Below are 20,807 nucleotides of genomic sequence, written 5' to 3' on the forward strand. Positions count from 1 at the left end.
GGAATGGATAACGAATCATGCGAGTGAGGTGAATGCATTTGGAGAAGGACCATTTAAAAGCGGGACAGATTATGTCCGTACAGATTGTGGAGGATTGTTCTGCTGCACAACATTCTCATGGAGATATCGAGCTCTTATACATTCTGTCTGGCTATGTCCAGGTCACAGTAGGCAGTGAAAACCAGTCTCTGAAAGAACGTGATATACTCGTCATCAATGCGAACCGCGAACACAGCTATATCGGCAGTGAGGGGATGCTCATGGCTCGCTTCCTGATTTCCCTGCAGGGGATCAAGGAAATGATGGGACAGAGCATTGTCCTATTGCGGTGCTGCTCTGCGAGAGAACAGCATGAGGCGTTTTCCAGCCTTCGCTTTCTCATTGGCCGCATCCTCAACGATATCCTGACACACAACAACTCGCAGATTTACCGCAACAGCCTCTATTATCAGATGCTGCACATCCTGACGAGCAATTTCCTGATACCGCCGGAGGAAATCCACTATCGAACGGATGTGGATAAGGATGAACTGCGCCTGCAGGAAATCTTTGCCTACATTCGGACCAATTACCGCCATAATATCCGGCTGAAAGACTTGGCGCAGCACTTGTTCCTCAGTGAGACGTATGTATCGAAGTACATCTCGCAGAAGTGTGGCATCAACTTTGTCGGGCTCGTCAATCACATTCGCTTGGAATATGCGATGGATGACCTCATCGAATCAGATGTCAGCATCATTCATTTAGCCATGGACAATGGCTTCGTCAGTGTGGCGGCGTTCAATCATTATTTCCAGCAGGCCTATCAGATGAACCCGTCTGCCTTCCGCAAGCGCTACCGCCAGCAGCGCAGGGAGCAGCAGGAGCGGGTGAAGAATATCCAGAAAGAACAGGAGGTCAAGCAGCGCATCGATGCCTTCCTGCGCGAGGAAGCAGATGGCGGTACGGCTTACGATCGCCGTGAAATCACGGTGCAGGTAGATACCGCCATAGATGGGATGCATTTCGAGAAAGCCAATCTCGTAGCTGTCATCAATGTGGGAACCGCAGTGGAACTTCTCGATGCTGGTCTCCGGGCGCAGTTGCTTGCATCACAGAGACGTCTGGGCTTCCGCTACGTCCGTTTCTGGAATCTGTATGGTGAGGGCATGAATTTCGATATCCACGCGAAGGGACCTCTGAATTTTAACCGTCTCGACAATATCTTGGACTTCCTGCTCGAACATCAGCTGCGGCCTTACATTGAGCTTGGCTGCAAACCATACCGCATCCTGCGCACGACAAAGACGGCAGTGCGCGATGACTATGCCCCGAACGGGGATTTCCGGGACCTCCAGGAGGAGCGGGAGTTCTATCGGCAGCTGGCTGTACATCTGGAACAGCGCTATGGCGACAAGGAAGTAGCGAATTGGTTTTTTGAATTGCGCATGAAAGAGCACTCGGTTTTTCAGGGCAGCCAGTTTTCTTATACGCCCTTGTCTGCAGCAGATCATCAACAGTTCTTCCGGGAATTTGATGCAGTTGCTGCAGTGTTGCAGCAAAGTCTCCCGTCACTCCGGTTGGGGGGAGGTGGCTTCCCCGTTCAGCATTATGGCCGGGAAGAGCTGCAGGCATGCGTAGAGCGTTGGTTGAAGAATCATGTGCGCCCTGCGTTCATCAGTATGACAGGCTTTCCTTATCATCTGGAACAGCACGAGGGCGATATGTATTTTGAGAAGCGCATTACGGATGAAGAATTCATCCGGCATAACGTACAGCTGATGGAACGTGTCTTAGCAAGCGTTGGTTTGGCAGGCGTCCCGATACATCTGTCAGAATACGCCATGAGCCTGTCGAGCCGCAATGCGATGAATGACAGCTGCTATCGAGGCGCATTCCTGATGCGTACGCTCATTTCCTGCGTGAGTTGCCAGAATCTGCTCATGGGACAGTGGCTTTTTTCGGATCTCCACAGCGAGTATAAGGATACGCGGGGACTGCTGTTTGGTGGCAGCGGCTTGGTGACGCGCGATGGCATCCCGAAGCCGGCCTGGTTCGCCTTTGATTTCTTCCATGCCTGTCATGATAGGTTCCTGGCAATGGAAGAGCACTGCCTTGTCACGGGCGGGGAGGACATAGGCTACCGCTTGGTCTGCCATAACGGCAAGCATCTGAACTATCATTATTACATGACGCCAGAGGACCAGGTAGATGGGAGAGCAATCAGTACATATCTTGAGGACCGGGATGTACTTTGCTTGCACATCGTTCTGCGTCATCTGAAGAACGGACGCTATATTATCCGGCAGAGGCGCATTGACGATGGTGATGGCAGCATCCAGGATGAATGGAATGAGCTTGACTGCATGGAAGGGCTGACCAGTCTGGAAGTCCGTCATCTCGCCAAGATTACGATGGCTCATCTGAGCATCCGCCATCGGCAGGTTGAGGATGGGACACTGCAGTTGGACCTGGAGTTGCGGCCCGATGAGATACGCTATCTGGAAATCAGCAAATCATTGGATTGGCTTGAATCTTGAACACAACGCTGATGAGTCGACATCATGACAAGAAACAGGGATAAAATCTTGTTGTGATGTCGGCTTTTTTATTGAATATCATAAATAAACTCACTGATATGGATGTATTGTGCGGAGAAGCGCGGGGGAGAAATCGGTACAATATAGGTACAGTAAAGAAGTCAAGAAATCCTGATACAAAGAAAAGAGGGGCTTATCATGATGAAGTTTGGTTTACTGACATCCATTCTTGAGGGAACGACATTTGAAGAAGCAGTTGACTTTGCTGCCGAGAATGGCCTGGAGTGTCTGGAAGTGGCCTGCTGGCCGAATTCGGGCGGGGCGAAGCGCCGCTACGCTGGTGTCTGCCACATTGATGCGGAAGCGCTGACGCCGGAACGCGCAGCAGAGATTCGCACCTATTGCCAGAAGAGAGGCGTCGCAATCTCGGCCCTCGGCTATTATCCCAACACGTTGGACCCGGATCTTGCGAAGCGCAAGGCATATATCGCGCACCTCTACGCGCTGATCGATGCGGCGGCGATGCTCGAGGTCAATATGGTAACGACGTTCCTCGGCCGCATCACCGACCAGTCGGTGGAACAGAATCTCTCTGTGGTCAAGGAAGTATGGCCGCCAATCCTCGAGTATGCCCAGAAAAAAGGCGTCAAGATCGCCATCGAGAACTGTCCGATGTGGTTCACCGAAGATGAGTGGCCGGGCGGACAGAATCTCATGACGAGTCCTGCGAACTGGCGCAAGGTATTCGAAATCCTGCCGTATGACAATTTCGGCATTAACTACGATCCGTCCCATTTCGTCTGGCAGCAGATTGACTATATCAAGCCAATCTATGAGTTCAAGGACCGTATCTTCCACGTGCACTTCAAGGATATCAAACTTCTGCACGACAGACTGGCAGATGTAGGTGTCATGGCTTGCCCGTTGGAGTACATGAAGCCGAAGATTCCGGGACTCGGTGATGTGGACTGGGGCAAGTACGTTTCGGCACTCAGTGATATCGGCTACGATGGATACAGCGTCATCGAAGTCGAGGATAAAGCATACGAGGGCACACTTGACGATGCGAAGCGTGCGGTCAAAGTGGCAGCGCATTATCTGCGCAATTTCGTCGGCTGAGGCAGAGATAAAGACTGCCGACAAGATTAGAGATGAAGCGATAAGATGAAGGAAGGAGCGTACGGAATGGGAGAAATGAGATTTTCTGCAGTAATCCGCTTGCTGATCTATATCGCAGGGATTGTTTCCGTATCATTGGGCATTGTCTTGTGCAAAAAGTGTGGCTTTGGCATCTCACCAATCAGCAGTATCCCCTTTGTACTGGAGGCCGCAATTCCCCTTACATTCGGTACATTGACGATGCTCTTCCACTTGGCAAACACAATCCTGCAGATGGTGATGGCACGCGAGATTACGGTGAAATATCTCTTGCAGGTGCCTGTGGCCATTCTGTTTGGCCAGATAATCGATCTCCTGCAGTTCTTCATCGTTCCGGACACATCGGATTTTCTGCTTGCTGTTTTCTATCTTGTCGGCAGCATTATCTTTACCGCAATCGGGATGGTCCTGATGATCAACATGCATCTCGTCCAGAATCCGCCAGATGGCTTTGTCTATCTGCTGAGCCTTCGCACTGGTCATGGACTCGGATGCGATAAGGTTCTTTATGACAGTGCCTGTGTCGTCATTTCTATAGCGGTTGGCTTGATGCTTTACGGCAACCTGTACGGGATGGGGGCAGCGACAATCCTTTCGGCAATCTTTGTCGGCCGCCTGATCCGACCACTGAATCCTGTATTCTTGCGTTTGATGCAGAGATGGGATGTGGATGGGACGACGGGCAGTGCTACGGAAATGGAAGAGGCGACGGAACCGGCAGCCGAATGAGTTATGCGTGATGATGAGCGATATGGGGCGATTCCTGTACGAGAAGCAAAGGAGCGAATGAAGATGATCAAGGCGATTTTTTCGGATATGGATGGCACCTTGCTCAATGAAGCAGGGCGGCTGCCGACAGGGTTCGGTGAGCTGGCTGCACAGTTGCGAAGCAGGGGCGTCATCTTTGCTCCTGCTTCGGGGCGGCAGTATGCATCATTAGCAAGGACATTTGCATCGTATCGCGAGGACTTCCTGTTCATCGCCGAGAATGGTGCGCTGGTCCGCTATCGGGAAAAGACCATCTTTTCCTGCCCGATTGACGAGAATCTCGTCTGGGATGTCCTTGATGCGGTGCTTGGCAAACCGGATATCTTCCCCGTGCTCTGTGGTCTGCGCCACGCTTATGTGTTGAGGCAACAAGCGAGGGATTCTCTGCTTCAGGGCATTGAGCCGTATTACCCCAATCATGTGTTGGTGCATTCCTTTGCTGATGTAGAAGATGTTTGTGTGAAAATCGCTTTATTCGATGACAGCGGACAGGCAGGTCAGCATATCCTGCCGTATGTCAAGACTTTTTCCAGCAAACTGCAGCTCGTGGAATCGAGCGGGTTCTGGCTGGACATCATGCAAAAAGGCGTGAACAAGGGAAAGGCAATCAAGGCCGTCTGCTCACGTTTTGGTTGGCAGTCGGGGGAGTGTGCAGCTTTCGGCGACTGGCTCAACGATGTTGAGATGATGAAGGCGGTTCGCTACAGCTTCGCAATGGCTAACGCGCATTCATCTGTCAAGCAAGCAGCGCATTTTACGACGTTGACCAACAAAGAGAACGGTGTGCTGCTTGGTATCCAGGGCTTGATTCAGAAAGGCTTGCTGTATTCTCCAGGGCAGCATGGTGATTTATCTCCAGATTGCCTTCCCGCATGACATAAGACCCCTTCCTGGCTCTTTCCTTGATTTATCTTTGCGGGATTGCACATAAAAAGCGGCTGTACGCGATGTACAGCCGCTCTTTTCATGTCAATCTTCGACGTCCCGTGTCTCGAGATAGAAGAAGAACGCGGTGACGATGATGGCTAAGATCAGCCAGATGGAAGATGGCATATGGACCTCCTGTCGATGATGGCACGGGGGTGATTCGGCAGCGGATGGATATTTCAGTCCGCTATATCTTGTTCTCAGTATAGCAGAGGATTCCCGACTCTGTCAAAGCTTTTCGCCAGGCCGCTTCGAGCATGGGCAGGCGCCAGCGGGCGTTGGCCGGGCTCGTCGAGGGCATGGCGTGGAAGGCGATGTCGGGGCGCGCGAGCAGCGCCTTGTTGTAGCGCTTGAAGGCCTGCGCCGACTTGCCGCCATTGAAGTAGATGGCCCGTATCCCGGGGTACTCCTGCAAGAGCGCCGCAAAGTCATTGCCCTGTTCGTTGCGGATGGCGGAGTCGAGGCTGCCCTCGCGCTCGCAGCTGCCGATGGAGTCCCAGAGGGCAATGTGGTGGCGCAGCAGCATGGCGAGCCTTTCCTCATAGGCGGAGGGCAGTGCTTCGCCGAGCAGATGGGCCATCATCGGCCAGAAGCGGTTCTGGGGATGGGCGTAGTACTGCTGCGCTTCGAGCGACTTGACGCCGGGCATGGAGCCGAGGATCAGCGCGCGGCAGTCTTTATCGATGTTGGGCCTTAGGCCAATGCAGAGCATGTTGATGCGACCTTTCTAGATGCGTGTGTCAGTGGATTCAGCGATTCTCGAACGCCTTGGCGAGATGCTCGAGGCCATCTTCGAGCGTGCTCCAGGGGCAGGCGATGTTGAAGCGCTGGAAGCCGCGGCCCGCCTTGCCGAAGATGTGGCCGGAGTCGAGCCAGAGGTTGGCGTCGTTGATGATGATGTCGTCGAGCTCCTCGTCAGAGAGACCGTAGGCCGAGAAGTCGAGCCAGAGCAGATACGTGCCCTCAGGTTCAATCAACGTGACCTTAGGCATCCTTTCGGCGAGGAAGGCCTTTGTCTTCTGGTAATTGCTCTCGATGTAGGCAAGGAGCTCCTTGAGCCAGTCGGCGCCGTGCTCATAGGCGGCTTGGGCGGCGAAGAGGCCGAGCGCGTTGGGCTGGCTGTAGCCGGCCGCCGAGATCTCGGCGCGGAAGCGCTTGCGCAGTTCATCATTCTCGATGAAGATGTTCGAGATCTGCAGGCCGGCGAGGTTGAAGGTCTTCGACGGCGAGGTGCAGGTGATGGTCTGCGCCGCAATCTCCGGCGAGAGGGAGGCGAGCGGCGTGTGCTGGAAGCCCGGGCGCATGAACTCCTCGTGGATCTCGTCGGAGACGATCAGCACGCTGTGCTTGAGGCAGATTGAGGCGATGCGCAGCAGTTCCTCGCGCGTCCAGACGCGGCCGGCCGGATTGTGCGGGCTGCAGAGCAGGAAGAGCTTGACTTCATTCTTGATGATCTTATCTTCAAAGTCGGCAAAGTCAATCTCGTAGTGGCCGTCCTGAAGGACGAGCGGGCTGTTGACGAGCAGGCGCCCGTTCTGGCGGATGACCTCGCTGAACGGGTAGTAGACGGGCTGCTGCAGGAGGACGGCGTCGCCGGGCTCCGTGAAGCAGCGCACGGCCGTGGCTAGTGCGAAGACGACGCCCGGCGTGATGGTCAGGGCCTTCGTCGAGGGCGTCCAGCCGTGGTGTTTTGTCATCCAGTCGACGATGGTCTGCTTGTACGATTCCTTCGGGTCGGTGTAGCCGAAGATGCCGTGCTGGACGCGGCGCGTGAGCTCTTCGATGACGGGCTGCGGCGTGCGGAAGTCCATATCGGCGACCCAGAACGGCAGGATGCCCTGCGGATAGCCGCGCTCGACGGCGAAGTCGTATTTGAGGCACGAGGTGCCGCGACGGTTGATGACTGTATCAAAATCGGTAGGCATAGAATCACTCGCTTTCTGTACGGTTCAAGAGAAAAGGGATCAGCCGTTCAGGGCCTGGTCAAGGTCGGCGATGATGTCATCGACTGCCTCGATACCGATGGAAAGGCGCAGCAGCCGGTCATCGAGGCCTGTGCGCGCGAGCAGCTCTTTTGGCATCTCAGCGTGCGTCTGGGCAATCGGGTAGGTCAGCAGGCTCTCGACGCCGCCGAGGCTCTCGGCAAAGGCGATGAGTTTGAGCCGGCCGAGCACGCGCACGGCGTGCTCCGGCGACTCGGTCTTGAACGAGATCATGCTGCCGAAGCCCGTGGCCTGGCTCTCGTGGAGCGCGTGGCCCGGATGGTCGGGCAGTCCGACGTAGTAGACGTCGGTGACTGTCGGCTGCGTCCGGAGCCACTCGGCGACCTTCATGGCACTCTGCGCCTGGCGCTCGACGCGGATGCCGAGCGTCTTGATGCTGCGCAGCAGCAGCCACGAGTCGATCGGCGTGAGGTTCGGCCCCTCCGACTTGATGTAGAGCTCGAGGTCCTGGCCGTAGTCGGAGGCGGCGTCGGCAATCGCGATGACGCCCGCGATGATGTCGTTATGGCCGCAGAGGTACTTCGTCGCGCTGTGGACGACGATGTCGGCGCCGAGCGTCAGCGGTTTCTGGACGTGCGGCGAGAGGAAGGTGTTGTCGACGGTGAGCAGGGCGCCGTTCTTGTGGGCGAGCTCGGCGATGGCGCGGATGTCGCTGACGAGCATCATCGGATTCGACGGCGTCTCGATGAAGATCATCTTCGTCTCCGGGCGGATTTTCGCGGCCGTCGCTTCGAGGTCGGCCGTGTTGACGTAGTCAAACGTCAGGCCGTACTTCTTGTAGATGTCGTTGACGAGTCGGACTGTGCCGCCGTAGAGGTCTTCGGAGAGCAGGATGTGGTCGCCGGGATTCAGCAGGTGGAGCACCATGTTGATGGCGGCCATGCCCGACGAGACGGCCCAGGCGCGCTGGCCGCGCTCGAGCTTCGCGAGGACGTCCTCGAGCTCCTTGCGCGTCGGATTGGCGACGCGGCCGTAGTCGAAGCCCGTGCTCTGCTTGTAGCCGGGATGGCGGTAGGTGGCCGAGAGGTAGATCGGTTCACTGATGGCACCGGTTGCATCGTATTGGTGACAGCCGTGCACTTCAAGGGTGTAGTCGTTCATAGAATCCCTCCTGATGGGCAGAATGAGCAAAACTCCTAAAGACATATCGTTCTAGTATGTATAGCTGATATTATAAGGGAAAACGGCCCCTTTTGTCAATGATATAGACTCTCGGTCTGTCAGCACGGCAGGGCGATGCGGCGCGTCTCGCCCGTTTCGGCCTGGAAGTTGGCGCTCGTGAGGTCGCGGAGCTCTGTCAACCGCGCATCGACTTCCTCGGGCGGCAGCAAGAGGTGGAGCGTGACGTGCTCGGCGTAGTCGGCTTCCTCCGTGCGGATCTCCTGCTGGCGGATCCAGTGCTCGACTGTGGCTAAGAGGTCATAGCCAATCGTCACGTGGAGCGCGGTGAAGGGCGTCATCTCAATGCGCGTGGCCGCCTCTATGCCGAGCACGGCGGCGTGGCCGTAGGCGCGGATGAGCCCGCCCGCGCCTAGCTTGATGCCGCCGAAGTAGCGCGTGACGACGATGACGACGTCAGTCAGCTCGTTCTTCTTGATGGCCTCAAGGATGGGATTGCCCGCCGTGCCGCCGGGCTCACCGTCATCGTTCGACTTCTGCTTGTCGGCGCGCTCGCCGAGCACGTAGGCGGAGCAGTTGTGGCGCGCGTCGAAGTACTGCTTCTTCATGGCCTGGATGAAGCTGCGGGCTTCTTCCTCAGTCTCGACATGGCGGATGTGTGTGATGAATCTCGATTTCTGTATCTCATAGAGCGTCTCGACGGAGTCGTCCGTCTCGCGGATGGTTCGATAGCGGTTCATGATTGCCTCCTGAATCTATTTCTTTCTTATAATTATACCCTATTTTCTGCCCGTATGTCCTCATCTGAAAATTTTATCTGTGTGGCTATGGTAATTGCCCCTGTTTTGTAGTATCCTTTAATAGAAATAATGGAAGTGTCGCGGATGGCAATGCTATACAAATCACAGATCGAAGCGGCACTGGGAAGGTTGTGTTATTAAGGTAATGAACGAGTCGAAAATGAACAGAGGGTTAAAGAATCGCCATCTGCAGCTGATCTCGCTGGGCGGGGTCATCGGCAGTGGTTACTTCCTCGGCACCGGGTATGTTCTCGAAAAAGCGGGCCCGGCCGCGATACTCGCCTATCTCTTGGGCGGGATTATCGTGCTTTGCGTCATGCTCTGCCTTGCGGAGCTGGCGGTGGAAAAACCTGTATCAGGTTCTTTTGTCACGTACGCCAGGGAGCATATCTCTCCGACCTGGGCCTGTGGTGTGGGCTGGGCCTACTGGACGACCTGGGTTGCGTACGTTCCATCCGAGATGATTGCCGCGGGCATCATCATGAATAACTTTATACCGGAAGTCAGCCAGCTCTGGTGGGCTGTGTTCTTCGGACTTCTGGTGACGATTCTCAATCTGTTTCATGTCGATAAGTTCGGCGAGAGTGAGTTCTGGTTATCCTTGATCAAGATTATCGCTCTTGCAGCCTTCAGTATCGTGGCCGGCCTCATCTGCCTCGGCCTCATCGGTGATCAGGGCTATATCGGCACCAAGGTACTTCTCGGCAGCGGTGGTTTCGCGCCGAACGGTTACTGGTCCATCGTGCTGACGATGGTCATCATCCTCGTCAACTTCCAGGGCACGGAGATCATCGGCCTGGCGGCTGGCGAGTGCGAGAAGCCGGAGAAGAGCATTCCGATTGCGGTGCGCAACGTGACGTGGCGCATCATCGCGCTCTACATCATCCCAATCTCGCTCCTGATCTCGATCCTGCCTTGGGACAAGGCGGGCCTCGATGAGAGTGTCTTCGCGGCAGCGGTCACGCAGTACGGCCTTTCGGGCTTCGGCGCGTTCTTCGCTTTCGTCATCCTGACGGCGGCCATCTCGTGCTCGAACTCGGGCCTCTACGGCGCAGCTCGCGCACTGCATGCGCTCGCGCGCATGGACATGGCACCGAGCGCACTCGGCCACATCAACAAGAATGGCATGCCGTCGCGCTCCATCCTCGTCTCGATCTGCGCCTGCTGGGCGGTCATCCTGCTCTACTCGTTTGACCCGAACTCGGCACTCTACACGTACCTCTTAGCCGTCTCGGGCTTCACGGGCGCGATTGCCTGGATCTCGATCTGCTGGAGTGAGTACCGCAGCCGCAAGCGCAAGATTGCGGAGGGAACGGAAGGCGCACTGCGCTATAAGACGCCGTTCTTCCCGTACGTCACGCTGTTCGGCATCTGGGCTCAGGTCTTCTGCCTCATCGTCATGGTCTTCGAGCCAGAGCTCCGCGAGGCCCTCTACGCCGGCATCCCGATGCTCATCTTCCCAATGGCATGGTACCGCCTGCGCCAGCGCCGCCGCGCCACCAGCGCCGCACGCGCAATCCACTGAATAGGATACAAAGCCGCTTCTCGCATAGAGGGCGGCTTTTTTATGTTGGGTTGACATCCAGCAAAAAGAGGCGCCGCAGCTGCTTGTCAACGCTCCGCTGCGCAGGATTGCTAAAAGGATTTTTTGCCGGATAATTAAGCCTTAGTAAAGACAAAAACGCGCTTCGCTTGAACGATTGTCTTTTCTAAGGGACTTGGTCGGCAAAAAATCCTTTCTTCACGCAATCCTGCTAACGCTCCGCTTATGACAAGCAGCTGCGGCTCACTTCCAGCAGGCGGCTGGTGCGCCGCTTCTCGCATAGAAGATTCGAATCTCTCATCGGAGGTGACAGGAAGACAAAAATCGCTTCTTCACGCAGGAATTTGAACGCTCCACTACTGGAGTGCTGCTGCCGCCTCTCTTCGAACAACTGAGTTTTTCGACACCGGAGCCGTGGCCGTTAGACTGCTCCGCATGCTGGCGCAGACCCCATCTCGCTTTCTGGAAGCAACAAAAAGAAGGCGAGCGAATAGGGCGGGAAGGCACTGAGCCGCAGCGGGCAGACATAAGCGGAGCATTGGCAGAGCTGCGTCAAGAAAGAATTTTTTTGCCGACCAGCTGCCCTGAAAAAGACAAGCGTCCAAGCGCAGCGCGTTTTTGTCTTTTTCAGGGATAAATTGAAGGGCAAAAAAATTCTTTCAGCAGCCTGCCCTGCGGAGCGTTGTCTGCCCGCTGCGGCGGCTTTTCTATAAGATGTAAATCGAATCCAAGCCTGCAAATCAAAAGCCCCCTGCAATGCAGAGGGCTCTCTTGTAGATGTGTCTATGTACTTATAGGAGTAAGATTATGCCGCAGCTTGTCTCTTGGCGTATTTCTTCTCTTCCTGATCCATGACGATGGCGACGGCGCCGTCACCGGTGATGTTCAGGCAGGTGCGGAACATGTCGAGGACACGGTCGATGCCGGCGACGAGGGCGAGGCCTTCCATCGGAAGGTTGACGCTCTGCAGGACCATCGCGAGCATGATGAGGCCGGCGCCCGGGACACCTGCTGTGCCGATGGAGGCCAGCGTACCGGTCAGGACGACCATGGCCATCTGGCCGTACGTCAGGTCAATGCCAAAGACATTCGCGATGAACAGCGAGCAGACGCCCATGTAGAGGGCCGTGCCATCCATGTTGATCGTCGCACCGAGCGGCAGGACGAAGGAGGAGACATCGCGCGATACGCCGAGCTTCTCCTGGCTGTTCTTCATGTTGATTGGCAGAGCCGCTGCACTCGAGCAGGTCGTGAAGGCAATCAGCATCGCCTCACTCATGCCGCGGAAGAACTGTGCCGGCGTGTGGCCGCCCCAGACCTTGGCGAGCGTCGAGTAGACCGCGACCGCGTGGATGACGCAGCCGACGGCGACGCAGGCGATGACGGAGATCAGCGGCAGCAGTACGGACGGGCCGTTCTTGGCGACGACCGGCAGCAGCAGGGCGAAGACGCCGATAGGAGCGAAGCTCATGACGATGCCGATGATCTTGTAGGAGACCTCTGCGCAGGCGTCGAAGAACTTGATCAGGATATCCGCGCGCTCGCCGCCGACTTTGAGGATGCCGACGCCGATGAAGAGCGCGAAGACGATGACCGGCAGGATGTCGGCCTTAGCCATCGAGGCGACCGGGTTTGCCGGGATCATCGCGACGAAGACCTGCATGATCGACGGTGCTTCCTTGACCTTGACGACAGCGTCCGACGTCATCTGCAGGCCGACACCCGGATGCGCAAGACCCGCGACACCAAAGCCGATGACAATCGCGATGGCCGTCGTGACGAGGTAGAGCAGGATGGTCTTGATGCCGATGCGGCCGAGCTTCGTCGTGTCGCCGAGGCTTGTCATGCCGACGACGAGCGAGCAGAGGACGACCGGGACGATCATCATCTTGATGAGGTTGATGAAGATCGTGCCAATCGGTGCGATCCACCAGTTGATGAACGGCAGGGCCGGTTCACCAGCGATGAGGCCGACGATGACGGCCAGCACAAGCGAAATAAAAATCTTGATGGATAAGTTCATGCAAATCACTCCTTGGGTGTTTCTCATTGGCGTGCATTTTCATATTTGTACGATATATAATGCCAACTCCTTATCACAGTAACTAATTATAGAGAAAACATGTACGCCTGTCCACCCATATGGTATAAGTATACGGTATACATACGCCGTGAAAGGACATACTTCCTTGTAATTCTGTATCATTGTAACTTGAATCCAATTCATTGACTGAATCCTGCCGCTTCGCTTCCTTATATACACAAGAAAGCGAGCAAACGGCAGACGTAAAATTTTTCGCGCGGGGTGATTGTCAAGGCAGGACTCTTATGATATAATTTCTAACGGTGTAAAAATAGCACGCGCCTCGATCGCTGCCCTGTGCCCGAAACTGGGTGGTGCAGAGAAATGAAAGGCGCGGAAGAAAAAAACAGGAGGTGCACCAACATGGCAGTTATTTCCATGAAACAGTTACTTGAAGCAGGTGTCCACTTCGGACATCAGACCCGTCGTTGGAACCCGAAGATGGCAAAGTACATCTTCACGGAGCGCAACGGCATCTACATCATCGACCTTCAGAAGACGGTCAAGAAGGTTGACGAGGCTTATGCATTCCTTCGCAGCGTTGCAGAGGAAGGCAAGAGCGTCCTCTTCGTCGGCACGAAGAAGCAGGCTCAGGAAGCCATCAAAGAAGAAGCTACGCGTGCTGGCCAGTTCTATGTCAACGAGCGTTGGCTCGGCGGCATGATGACGAACTTCCGCACGATCCAGAAGCGCATCGCTCGTCTCAAAGAGCTCGAGGCTATGGAAGCAGACGGCACGTTTGAAGTCCTCACGAAGAAAGAGGTCCAGGGTCTCCGTCATGAGATGGAGAAGCTCGAGCAGTACCTCGGCGGCATCAAAGAGATGAACAAGCTGCCGGGCGCACTCTTCATCGTCGATCCGCGCAAGGAGCGCATCGCCGTTGCAGAGGCTCGCAAGCTCAACATCCCTATCGTTGCTATCGTCGACACGAACTGCGATCCGGACGAGATCGACTATGTCATCCCGGGCAACGATGACGCAATCCGCGCTGTCAAGCTCCTCACGGGCCGCATGGCTGATGCAGTCCTCGAGGGTCGTCAGGGTGAGGATAGCGAAGCAGAAGCTGCAGAAGCACCGGCTGCTGAATAAGCAATCCAGATTCGATAAGAAGACCGAGAGGGGTAAGGGAGTTATCCCTTACCCCTTTCTTTTATTAGGAGGAAAGAACCAATGGCAAAGATTACGGCTGCAATGGTAAAAGAGTTGCGCGAGACGACGGGCGCAGGCATGATGGACTGCAAGAAGGCCCTGACGGCTACGGACGGCGACAAGGAAAAGGCAATCGACTGGCTCCGTGAGAAGGGCATCTCGAAGGCTGAGAAGAAGGCTGGCCGCATCGCTGCAGAGGGTGCTGTCGCAGCTTACATCAGCGACGATGCTAAAGTCGGCGTTCTCGTCGAAGTCAACTGCGAGACGGACTTCGCTGCTGGAAATGAGCAGTTCCGTTCCCTCGAAGAGAAGATCGCAAAGCACATCGCTGCTACGAACCCGGCTGACCTCGATGCCCTCAACGCAAGCGAGATCGACGGCAAGACGGTTGCTGCTCTCGTAACGGAAGCAACGGCTACGATCGGCGAGAAGATCTCCCTGCGCCGTTTCGTCCGCTATGAGACGGAAGGCCGCGTTGCCAGCTACATCCACATGGGCGGCAAGATCGGTGTCCTCGTCGACATGACGGGCGGCGACGAAGAGCTTGGCAAGGACGTTGCGATGCAGATTGCTGCAGCAGCTCCGGCAGCCATCGACCGCAGCGGTGTCGATGCAGCAGCTCTCGAGCACGAGAAGGAAGTCCTCCGCAAGCAGGCTCTCGAAGAGGGCAAGCCGGAGAAGATCGTTGAGCGCATGGTCGAAGGCCGCATCAACAAGTTCTACAAGGAAGTCTGCCTCAACGAGCAGATTTTCGTCAAGGATTCCGACAAGACGGTCAAGGACATCCTCGGCGACGTCAAGGTAACGGCATTCACGCGCTACCAGCTCGGCGAAGGCATCGAGAAGAAGCAGGAGAACTTCGCTGCTGAAGTCGCTGCTCAGATGAAATAATCGCCTCTAAAACCGTAAAACGGAATGGAAAGAGAACACATAATGGATTGTGTTCTCTTTTTTTAGAGGTTATAATAGAGAAAGATGCAGTGACATTTAGGCATTTACATTTAGATGGAGGGTAATATTTTGGAACCAGCAAAATATAAACGCATTGTCCTGAAGCTTAGTGGTGAATCGCTTGCCGGCGATCAGGGCTTCGGCATCAATCCGACTGTCGTCGAGGACATCGCGAAGCAGATCAAGAAGATTCGCGAGCACGGCGTCGATGTCGCCATCGTCGTCGGTGGCGGCAACATCTGGCGCGGGCTCGCTGGCTCGGCCAAGGGCATGGACCGCGCAACGGCGGACTACATGGGCATGATGGCTACGGTCATGAATGCACTCGCCCTGCAGGATGCACTCGAGAAGCTCGATGTGGACACGCGTGTACAGACCGCCATCGAGATGCGCCAGGTCGCAGAGCCGTACATCCGCCGCAAGGCCATCCGCCACATGGAGAAGGGCCGCGTCGTCATCTTCGGCGCCGGCACGGGCAATCCGTACTTCTCGACGGACACGACGGCTGCTCTGCGCGCTGCTGAGATCGAAGCCGATGTCATCCTCATGGCTAAGAAGGGCACGGATGGCATCTATGACAGCGATCCGAACAAGAATGCCAATGCGAAGAAGTTTGATTCGCTGACGTACATCGAGATCCTCAACAAGGGCCTGCACGTCATGGACACGACGGCCACGAGCCTCTGCATGGACAACAAGATCCCGCTTCTCGTCTTCAACATCGATGATCACGAGAACATCTTCCGTGCAGCACTCGGCGAGGAGATCGGCACGACGGTAGGAGGAGAGGAATAATGGTAAAAGACATTCTCGCGTCCCATGAGGAACGCATGAAGAAGAGCATCGAGGCCCTCAAGCACGAGTTTGCCTCGCTGCGTGCAGGCCGCGCTACGCCGTCCTTGCTCGATAAGGTCATGGTCAACTACTACGGTGCACCGACGCCGGTCAACCAGATCGCGAAGGTCACGGTGCCGGAGCCGCGCATGATCATGATCCAGCCGTGGGAGAAATCCATCCTGCACGACATCGAAGTCGCGATCATGAAGTCGGACCTCGGCCTGAGCCCGAACTCGGACGGCACGGCCATTCGCCTCTCCATCCCGGCTCTGACGCAGGAGCGTCGCCAGGAACTCGTCAAGACGGTCAACAAGAAGACGGAGGAGGCCAAGGTCGCCCTGCGCAACATCCGCCGAGACGGCAACGAGGATATCAAGAAGCTCGAGAAGGCCAAGGAGATCACCGAGGACGAATCGAAGCGCGGCCAGGAATCCATGCAGAAGCTCGTCGACAAGTACGTCAAACTCGCTGATGCAGCCAAAGAGGTCAAGGAGAAAGAGGTCATGGAAGTCTGATATGGCTCCGATGGACTCGATGACGCCTGACGTTCTGGCACGGCCCCTCGCCGAGGCCGAATCGCTGCTTCGCGAGGCCGGCCGTTCATGGCAAACGGAAATTACACGCCCAACGCGTGATTTTTTCAAGACAGACAACACCTGTCTCTATGTCGTCCGCGTGCGCGAGCAGGCGGACGGCACGATCATGCTGACTCTTGCGGCAAAGCAGAGGAAGCAGAATGAATTCGGAAAGGAGGCGAGATGAATGGCTTATAAGATCAATGATGACTGCATTTCCTGCGGTTCCTGCGCTGCTACGTGCCCGGTTGAGGCAATCAGCGAGGGTGCTGAGCATTACGAAATCGACGCAGACAAGTGCGTTGAGTGCGGTGCTTGCGCTGCCGGCTGCCCGGTATCCGCAATCGAAGCTCCCTGATGGATGACGAGCGGCCCCTCTTTTCTATTTGAGAGGGGCTTTTCGTTATTCTGCACGCAAGAATCTCAGGATGGGGATATAGTATGTGGAAAAAGATATTTGGCGGAGGAAGCTCCAACTCGGAGCGCACGGAAAAGGCGCCCGCTGGCGCGAATCCGCTCTACGATAGAATCAACTGGCAGCGCCTGCCGCGCCACGTCGCCGTCATCATGGACGGCAACGGCCGCTGGGCGCAGGGCAAGGGGCTCATCCGCACGGCGGGCCATAAGGCGGGCGTCAAGACGCTCAAGGACGTCCTCAAGACGGCCATCGACTTACGCATCGAGGCTCTGACGGTCTACGCATTCTCGACGGAGAACTGGAAGCGCCCGCGCCCGGAGGTCGAGTTCCTCATGAAGCTCTTCTCGGAGTACCTGCTCAAAGAGCTCGAGGAGATGAACGACTACAATGTGCGCATCCGCTTCATCGGCCGCATGGAGGGCATGCCCGAGGGCCTGCAGCGCCAGATGCGCGAGGCGGAGGCGCTCATGAAGGACAACACTGGCATCCGCTTCAATGTCGCGGCCAATTACGGCGGGCAGGACGAGCTCATCCGCGCTGCCCAGTCGCTCGCGCGCCAGGCAGCCGAGGGCAAGATCGCGCCCGAGGATATCGATGCAGAGGCCATTGAGCAAGAGCTCGACACGGCAGGCGACCCGCCTGTCGACCTCGTCATCCGCACGAGCGGTGACCAGCGCCTCTCGAACTTCCTGCTCTGGCAGTCAGCTTATGCGGAGTTCTACTTCACAGATGTCAACTGGCCCGACTTCACGCCGGCCTGCTTCGTCGACGCGATGGTCGACTTCGCCGGACGCGACCGCCGCTTCGGTGGTCTCACCAACAAATAAGATAGTAGATAGGAGCGTTTTCGTTGCTTACAAGAATCATCACAGGAGTGGTCGGCATCGCGCTGGCTGCCTTTGTCATCCAGACGGGCGGGGCCCTGTTCGCGGGCTTTGCTCTCGTGCTCTCTATACTGGCCTGGTTTGAATACGCGCGCGCCTTTCACCGCAAGGGCAGCAATCTCACCTTCCTGACGGGCATCCTCGGGCTCTTCCTGCTCTGGGGCTGCGCGTGGCTCGGTAATGCCGACGAGTCGATGGCCGTCACGACGGGCATCGTGCTCATCGTGCTCTTGGAGAGCGTCCTCTTGCACGGCCGCGTCTCCTTTGTCGATGCCTGCACCTCGGTCGCCGGCATCCTCTACCTCGGCCTGCCCTTCGCGCACATGGTCATGCTGCGCGGCCTCTACCCTGAGACGACGCTTGCGACCTCGCTCGGTTCCTTCGAGTTCGGCTGTGCGATGATCTGGGTCATGTTCATCGGCACCTGGGCCAGTGACACCTTTGCTTACTTCGTGGGCTCGGCCATCGGCAGCCACAAGCTCTGCCCGACGATCAGCCCGAACAAGACGGTCGAGGGCTTCCTCGGCTCCGTCGTCGGCACGACGGCAGCCGTCGCCGGCCTCGGTGTCTTCTTCTCGCTGCCCGTCGCTGAGATGGCTGGCCTCGGCTTCTGCATCTCGCTCCTCGCGACGCTCGGCGACCTCGTCGAGTCCGTCGCGAAGCGCTACACGGGCATCAAGGACTCGGGCAATATCATCCCGGGTCACGGCGGCGTCTGGGACCGCTTTGACAGCGTGCTCTTCACGGCACCGCTCGTCTACTACTTTGTGCTGATCTCGGGCCTCGGCCTGAAATAAGGGAGGGCAGGAAATGAAGAACATTGCCGTATTAGGCTCCACGGGCTCCATCGGCACGCAGACGCTCGACGTCGTGCGCGGCCATCGCGAGCTCTTCCACATCTCCGTGCTTGCTGCCAATTCGAGCGATGAACTGCTCGAACAGCAGATCCACGAGTTCGAGCCGGAGCTCGCCGTGCTCTCCGACGAGGCGGCCTACGCGCGCCTCAAGTCGCGCTACACGGGCAAGACGCAGCTCGCCGGCGGCCGTCAGGCGTTCATCGATGCGGCGGCCTATCCTGCGGTTGACACGGTCGTGACCTCGATGATGGGCTTTGCCGGCCTCGAGCCGACGATGAAGGCGCTCGACGCCAAGAAGAACATCGCGCTCGCCAACAAGGAGACGCTCGTCGTCGCCGGCGAGATCGTCATGCGCCGCGCGAAGGAACAGGGCGTCTCCATCCTGCCCGTCGACAGTGAGCACTGTGCCTTTTTCCAGTGCTTGCAGGGCGAGAAGCGCGAGACGATTGAGAAGCTGCTCTTGACCTGTTCGGGCGGCCCGTTCCGCGGCAAGAAGCGCGAGGCGCTCATCGGCGCGACGAAGGCGCAGGTCCTCGCGCATCCGACGTGGAATATGGGGCAGAAGATCACGGTCGACTCGGCCTCGCTCGTCAACAAGGGCCTTGAGGTCATCGAGGCGAAGTGGCTCTACGGTGTCGACTATGACCAGATCCAGGTCGTCGTCCACCCGCAGAGCATCATCCACTCGATGGTCCAGTTCTGCGACGGCTCCGTCATCGCGCAGCTCGGCTGCCCTGACATGAAGCTGCCAATCCAGTACGCCTTGACGTATCCGACGCGCCAATCGTCCGACTTCGAGCGCCTCGACTTCTGGAAGCTCAAGGACCTGACCTTCGAGAAGCCGGACACCGACACGTTCAAGGGACTGCGCTTCGCCTACGAGGCCGGCAAGATGGGCGGCTCGATGCCCTGCATCTTCAACGCGGCCAACGAGGTCGCCGTCGGCGCCTTCCTCAAGGGCGCCATCCACTTCCTCGACATCTACGACATCATCGAGCAGACGATGATGAAGCGCGCGTGCATCCTCGAGCCGACGCTCGAAGAGCTCTTCGAGGAAGACGCCTGGGCGCGCTCCTATGCCGCTTCGCTCCTTGAAACGTGAGCGAGACGTGGGCAATGCGATGATAAGTATCAGATCGATAATAACGATAGGATGGTGAAGCAATGGTATTGACAATAGCAGCCGCCGTATTCGTCTTCGGCCTGCTCGTCCTCGTCCATGAGCTCGGTCACTTCGCCACGGCGAAGATGACGGGCATGCGCGTCGACGAGTTCGCCATCGGCTTTGGCCCGAAGCTCGTGGGCTTCCAGCGCGGCGAGACGGTGTACTCCATCCGCGCGATCCCGCTCGGCGGCTTCAACGACATCGCCGGCATGGACCCCGAGCAGAACGACGCGGGCAGCCGCGGCTACTGCGAGAAACCCGTGAGTTCGCGCATGATCGTGATCCTCGCGGGCTCCATCATGAATTTCATCCTGCCGCTGTTCCTGTTCTTCGGCATCTTCTTCTTCGCCGGCGTCAGCACGCCGAGTCCCGAGCCGGTTCTCGGCACGGTGCTCGCGGGCAAGCCGGCGGCAGAGGCGGGCCTCAGGGACGGCGACCGCGTGCTGGCCATCGACGGCACGCCGATTGCGACGTGGTCCGACTTCGTGGGCGGCGTCAAGGACAGCGCGGGCGAGCCCGTCAAGCTGACGGTTGAGCGCGGCGGCGAGACATTTGACGCGACGGTCACGCCGGCCTACGACTCGAGCACGCAGCGCGCGATGGTCGGCGTCATGGGCTCCGTCAACACGCGCTATCCGGGCTTTGTCGAGTCGGTACAGCTCGCCGTGCAGAAGACGGGGGCCATCCTCTACATGATGGTCGACGCGCTCTACAAGATCATCCTCGAGCTGTCGGGTGCGGAGCTCGCAGGCCCAATCGGTGTCGCGCAGATGGCGGGGGAGGTTGCCCAGATGGGCTTTGTGCCGCTGCTGAACTTCGCGGCGTTCCTGAGCCTCAACCTCGGTATCGTCAACCTCTTCCCGATACCGGCGCTCGACGGCGGCCACTTCCTGACGCTCTGCGTCGAGGCCGTGCGCGGCAAGCCGCTGAGCCCAACGGCTCTGCGCTATACGCAGAACGTCGGCATCATCCTGCTGCTCCTCTTGATGCTGCTCGCGACGAAGAACGACATCGTCCGCGTCATCTTTGGCGGCTGAGCAGTTCAGATAAC

Annotated in this window: 21 protein-coding genes; 15 read left to right on the forward strand and 6 right to left on the reverse strand. The window is 57.2% G+C overall.

Going from position 1 to position 20,807, the window contains the following annotated elements:
• Positions 1-32 precede the first annotated feature (32 nt).
• From MITSMUL_RS11440 to MITSMUL_RS11455, 4 genes are all read left to right on the forward strand, one after another.
• Entirely contained in the window at positions 33-2,519 is a 2,487-nt protein-coding gene (locus MITSMUL_RS11440) for a GH39 family glycosyl hydrolase (protein WP_005842891.1), read from the forward strand.
• 198 nt (positions 2,520-2,717) lie between these two features.
• Positions 2,718-3,638 (forward strand): sugar phosphate isomerase/epimerase family protein, encoded by a 921-nt coding sequence (locus MITSMUL_RS11445; RefSeq protein WP_005842894.1) that lies wholly within the window; start codon positions 2,718-2,720, stop codon positions 3,636-3,638.
• A 66-nt stretch (positions 3,639-3,704) separates the two neighbouring features.
• Positions 3,705-4,406, forward strand: coding sequence for a YczE/YyaS/YitT family protein (locus tag MITSMUL_RS11450; protein ID WP_040636429.1), 702 nt, complete (start codon positions 3,705-3,707; stop codon positions 4,404-4,406).
• Between the two features lie 63 nt (positions 4,407-4,469).
• A complete protein-coding gene (locus MITSMUL_RS11455) occupies positions 4,470-5,321 on the forward strand; it encodes an HAD family hydrolase (protein ID WP_050751711.1) in 852 nt (283 codons plus the stop codon).
• A 238-nt stretch (positions 5,322-5,559) separates the two neighbouring features.
• Here MITSMUL_RS11455 and MITSMUL_RS11460 read toward each other — a convergent pair whose 3' ends face one another.
• The 4 genes from MITSMUL_RS11460 to MITSMUL_RS11475 all read right to left on the reverse strand — a co-directional run bounded on the left by MITSMUL_RS11460 (position 5,560) and on the right by MITSMUL_RS11475 (position 9,234).
• Entirely contained in the window at positions 5,560-6,084 is a 525-nt protein-coding gene (locus MITSMUL_RS11460) for a DNA-deoxyinosine glycosylase (protein WP_005842899.1), read from the reverse strand.
• Positions 6,085-6,121: 37 nt separating this feature from the next.
• A complete protein-coding gene (locus MITSMUL_RS11465; protein WP_005842901.1) occupies positions 6,122-7,297 on the reverse strand; it encodes a MalY/PatB family protein in 1,176 nt (391 codons plus the stop codon).
• 39 nt (positions 7,298-7,336) lie between these two features.
• A complete protein-coding gene (locus tag MITSMUL_RS11470; RefSeq protein WP_040636430.1) occupies positions 7,337-8,476 on the reverse strand; it encodes a trans-sulfuration enzyme family protein in 1,140 nt (379 codons plus the stop codon).
• Positions 8,477-8,595: 119 nt separating this feature from the next.
• Entirely contained in the window at positions 8,596-9,234 is a 639-nt protein-coding gene (locus MITSMUL_RS11475) for a YigZ family protein (protein WP_005842904.1), read from the reverse strand.
• Between the two features lie 205 nt (positions 9,235-9,439).
• Between MITSMUL_RS11475 and MITSMUL_RS11480 the strand changes: the two genes are divergently transcribed.
• Positions 9,440-10,819, forward strand: a complete 1,380-nt coding sequence (locus MITSMUL_RS11480; RefSeq protein WP_005842905.1) for an amino acid permease — start codon at positions 9,440-9,442, stop codon at positions 10,817-10,819.
• A gap of 439 nt (positions 10,820-11,258) precedes the next feature.
• Here MITSMUL_RS11480 and MITSMUL_RS12810 read toward each other — a convergent pair whose 3' ends face one another.
• Both MITSMUL_RS12810 and MITSMUL_RS11485 read right to left on the reverse strand, forming a co-directional pair.
• Positions 11,259-11,576, reverse strand: a complete 318-nt coding sequence (locus MITSMUL_RS12810) for a hypothetical protein (protein ID WP_147652959.1) — start codon at positions 11,574-11,576, stop codon at positions 11,259-11,261.
• A gap of 66 nt (positions 11,577-11,642) precedes the next feature.
• Positions 11,643-12,860 (reverse strand): dicarboxylate/amino acid:cation symporter, encoded by a 1,218-nt coding sequence (locus MITSMUL_RS11485; RefSeq protein WP_005842908.1) that lies wholly within the window; start codon positions 12,858-12,860, stop codon positions 11,643-11,645.
• 423 nt (positions 12,861-13,283) lie between these two features.
• Here MITSMUL_RS11485 and rpsB point away from each other — a divergent pair, with 423 nt between their 5' ends.
• The 10 genes from rpsB to rseP all read left to right on the forward strand — a co-directional run bounded on the left by rpsB (position 13,284) and on the right by rseP (position 20,793).
• Positions 13,284-14,009 (forward strand): 30S ribosomal protein S2, encoded by a 726-nt coding sequence (rpsB, locus tag MITSMUL_RS11490; protein WP_036378270.1) that lies wholly within the window; start codon positions 13,284-13,286, stop codon positions 14,007-14,009.
• A gap of 81 nt (positions 14,010-14,090) precedes the next feature.
• Positions 14,091-14,960 carry a translation elongation factor Ts gene (tsf, locus tag MITSMUL_RS11495; protein WP_005842910.1) on the forward strand — a complete coding sequence of 290 codons (870 nt, stop codon included), beginning with the start codon at positions 14,091-14,093 and terminating at the stop codon, positions 14,958-14,960.
• Positions 14,961-15,074: 114 nt separating this feature from the next.
• Positions 15,075-15,815, forward strand: a complete 741-nt coding sequence (gene pyrH, locus MITSMUL_RS11500) for a UMP kinase (RefSeq protein ID WP_005842911.1) — start codon at positions 15,075-15,077, stop codon at positions 15,813-15,815.
• Positions 15,815-16,372, forward strand: coding sequence for a ribosome recycling factor (gene frr, locus MITSMUL_RS11505; protein ID WP_005842912.1), 558 nt, complete (start codon positions 15,815-15,817; stop codon positions 16,370-16,372). The genes pyrH and frr overlap by 1 nt, the downstream gene beginning before the upstream one ends.
• A 1-nt stretch (position 16,373) precedes the next feature.
• A complete protein-coding gene (locus tag MITSMUL_RS11510) occupies positions 16,374-16,619 on the forward strand; it encodes a hypothetical protein (protein WP_005842913.1) in 246 nt (81 codons plus the stop codon).
• Positions 16,620-16,790: a DUF362 domain-containing protein gene (locus tag MITSMUL_RS11515; protein ID WP_005842915.1), complete on the forward strand. Its 171-nt coding sequence runs from the start codon at positions 16,620-16,622 to the stop codon at positions 16,788-16,790.
• Positions 16,791-16,873: 83 nt separating this feature from the next.
• Entirely contained in the window at positions 16,874-17,677 is an 804-nt protein-coding gene (locus MITSMUL_RS11520; protein ID WP_005842917.1) for an isoprenyl transferase, read from the forward strand.
• Positions 17,678-17,700: 23 nt separating this feature from the next.
• Positions 17,701-18,531, forward strand: a complete 831-nt coding sequence (locus MITSMUL_RS11525; protein ID WP_040636431.1) for a phosphatidate cytidylyltransferase — start codon at positions 17,701-17,703, stop codon at positions 18,529-18,531.
• A gap of 13 nt (positions 18,532-18,544) precedes the next feature.
• The gene (locus MITSMUL_RS11530; RefSeq protein WP_005842920.1) at positions 18,545-19,693 is read left to right on the forward strand and encodes a 1-deoxy-D-xylulose-5-phosphate reductoisomerase; all 1,149 of its coding nucleotides are present in this window, start codon (positions 18,545-18,547) and stop codon (positions 19,691-19,693) included.
• Positions 19,694-19,755: 62 nt separating this feature from the next.
• Entirely contained in the window at positions 19,756-20,793 is a 1,038-nt protein-coding gene (rseP, locus tag MITSMUL_RS11535) for an RIP metalloprotease RseP (protein ID WP_005842921.1), read from the forward strand.
• The last annotated feature ends 14 nt before the right edge of the window (positions 20,794-20,807 follow it).

It is taken from the genome of Mitsuokella multacida DSM 20544 (assembly GCF_000155955.1).
Classification (GTDB): Bacteria; Bacillota; Negativicutes; order Selenomonadales; family Selenomonadaceae; genus Mitsuokella; species Mitsuokella multacida.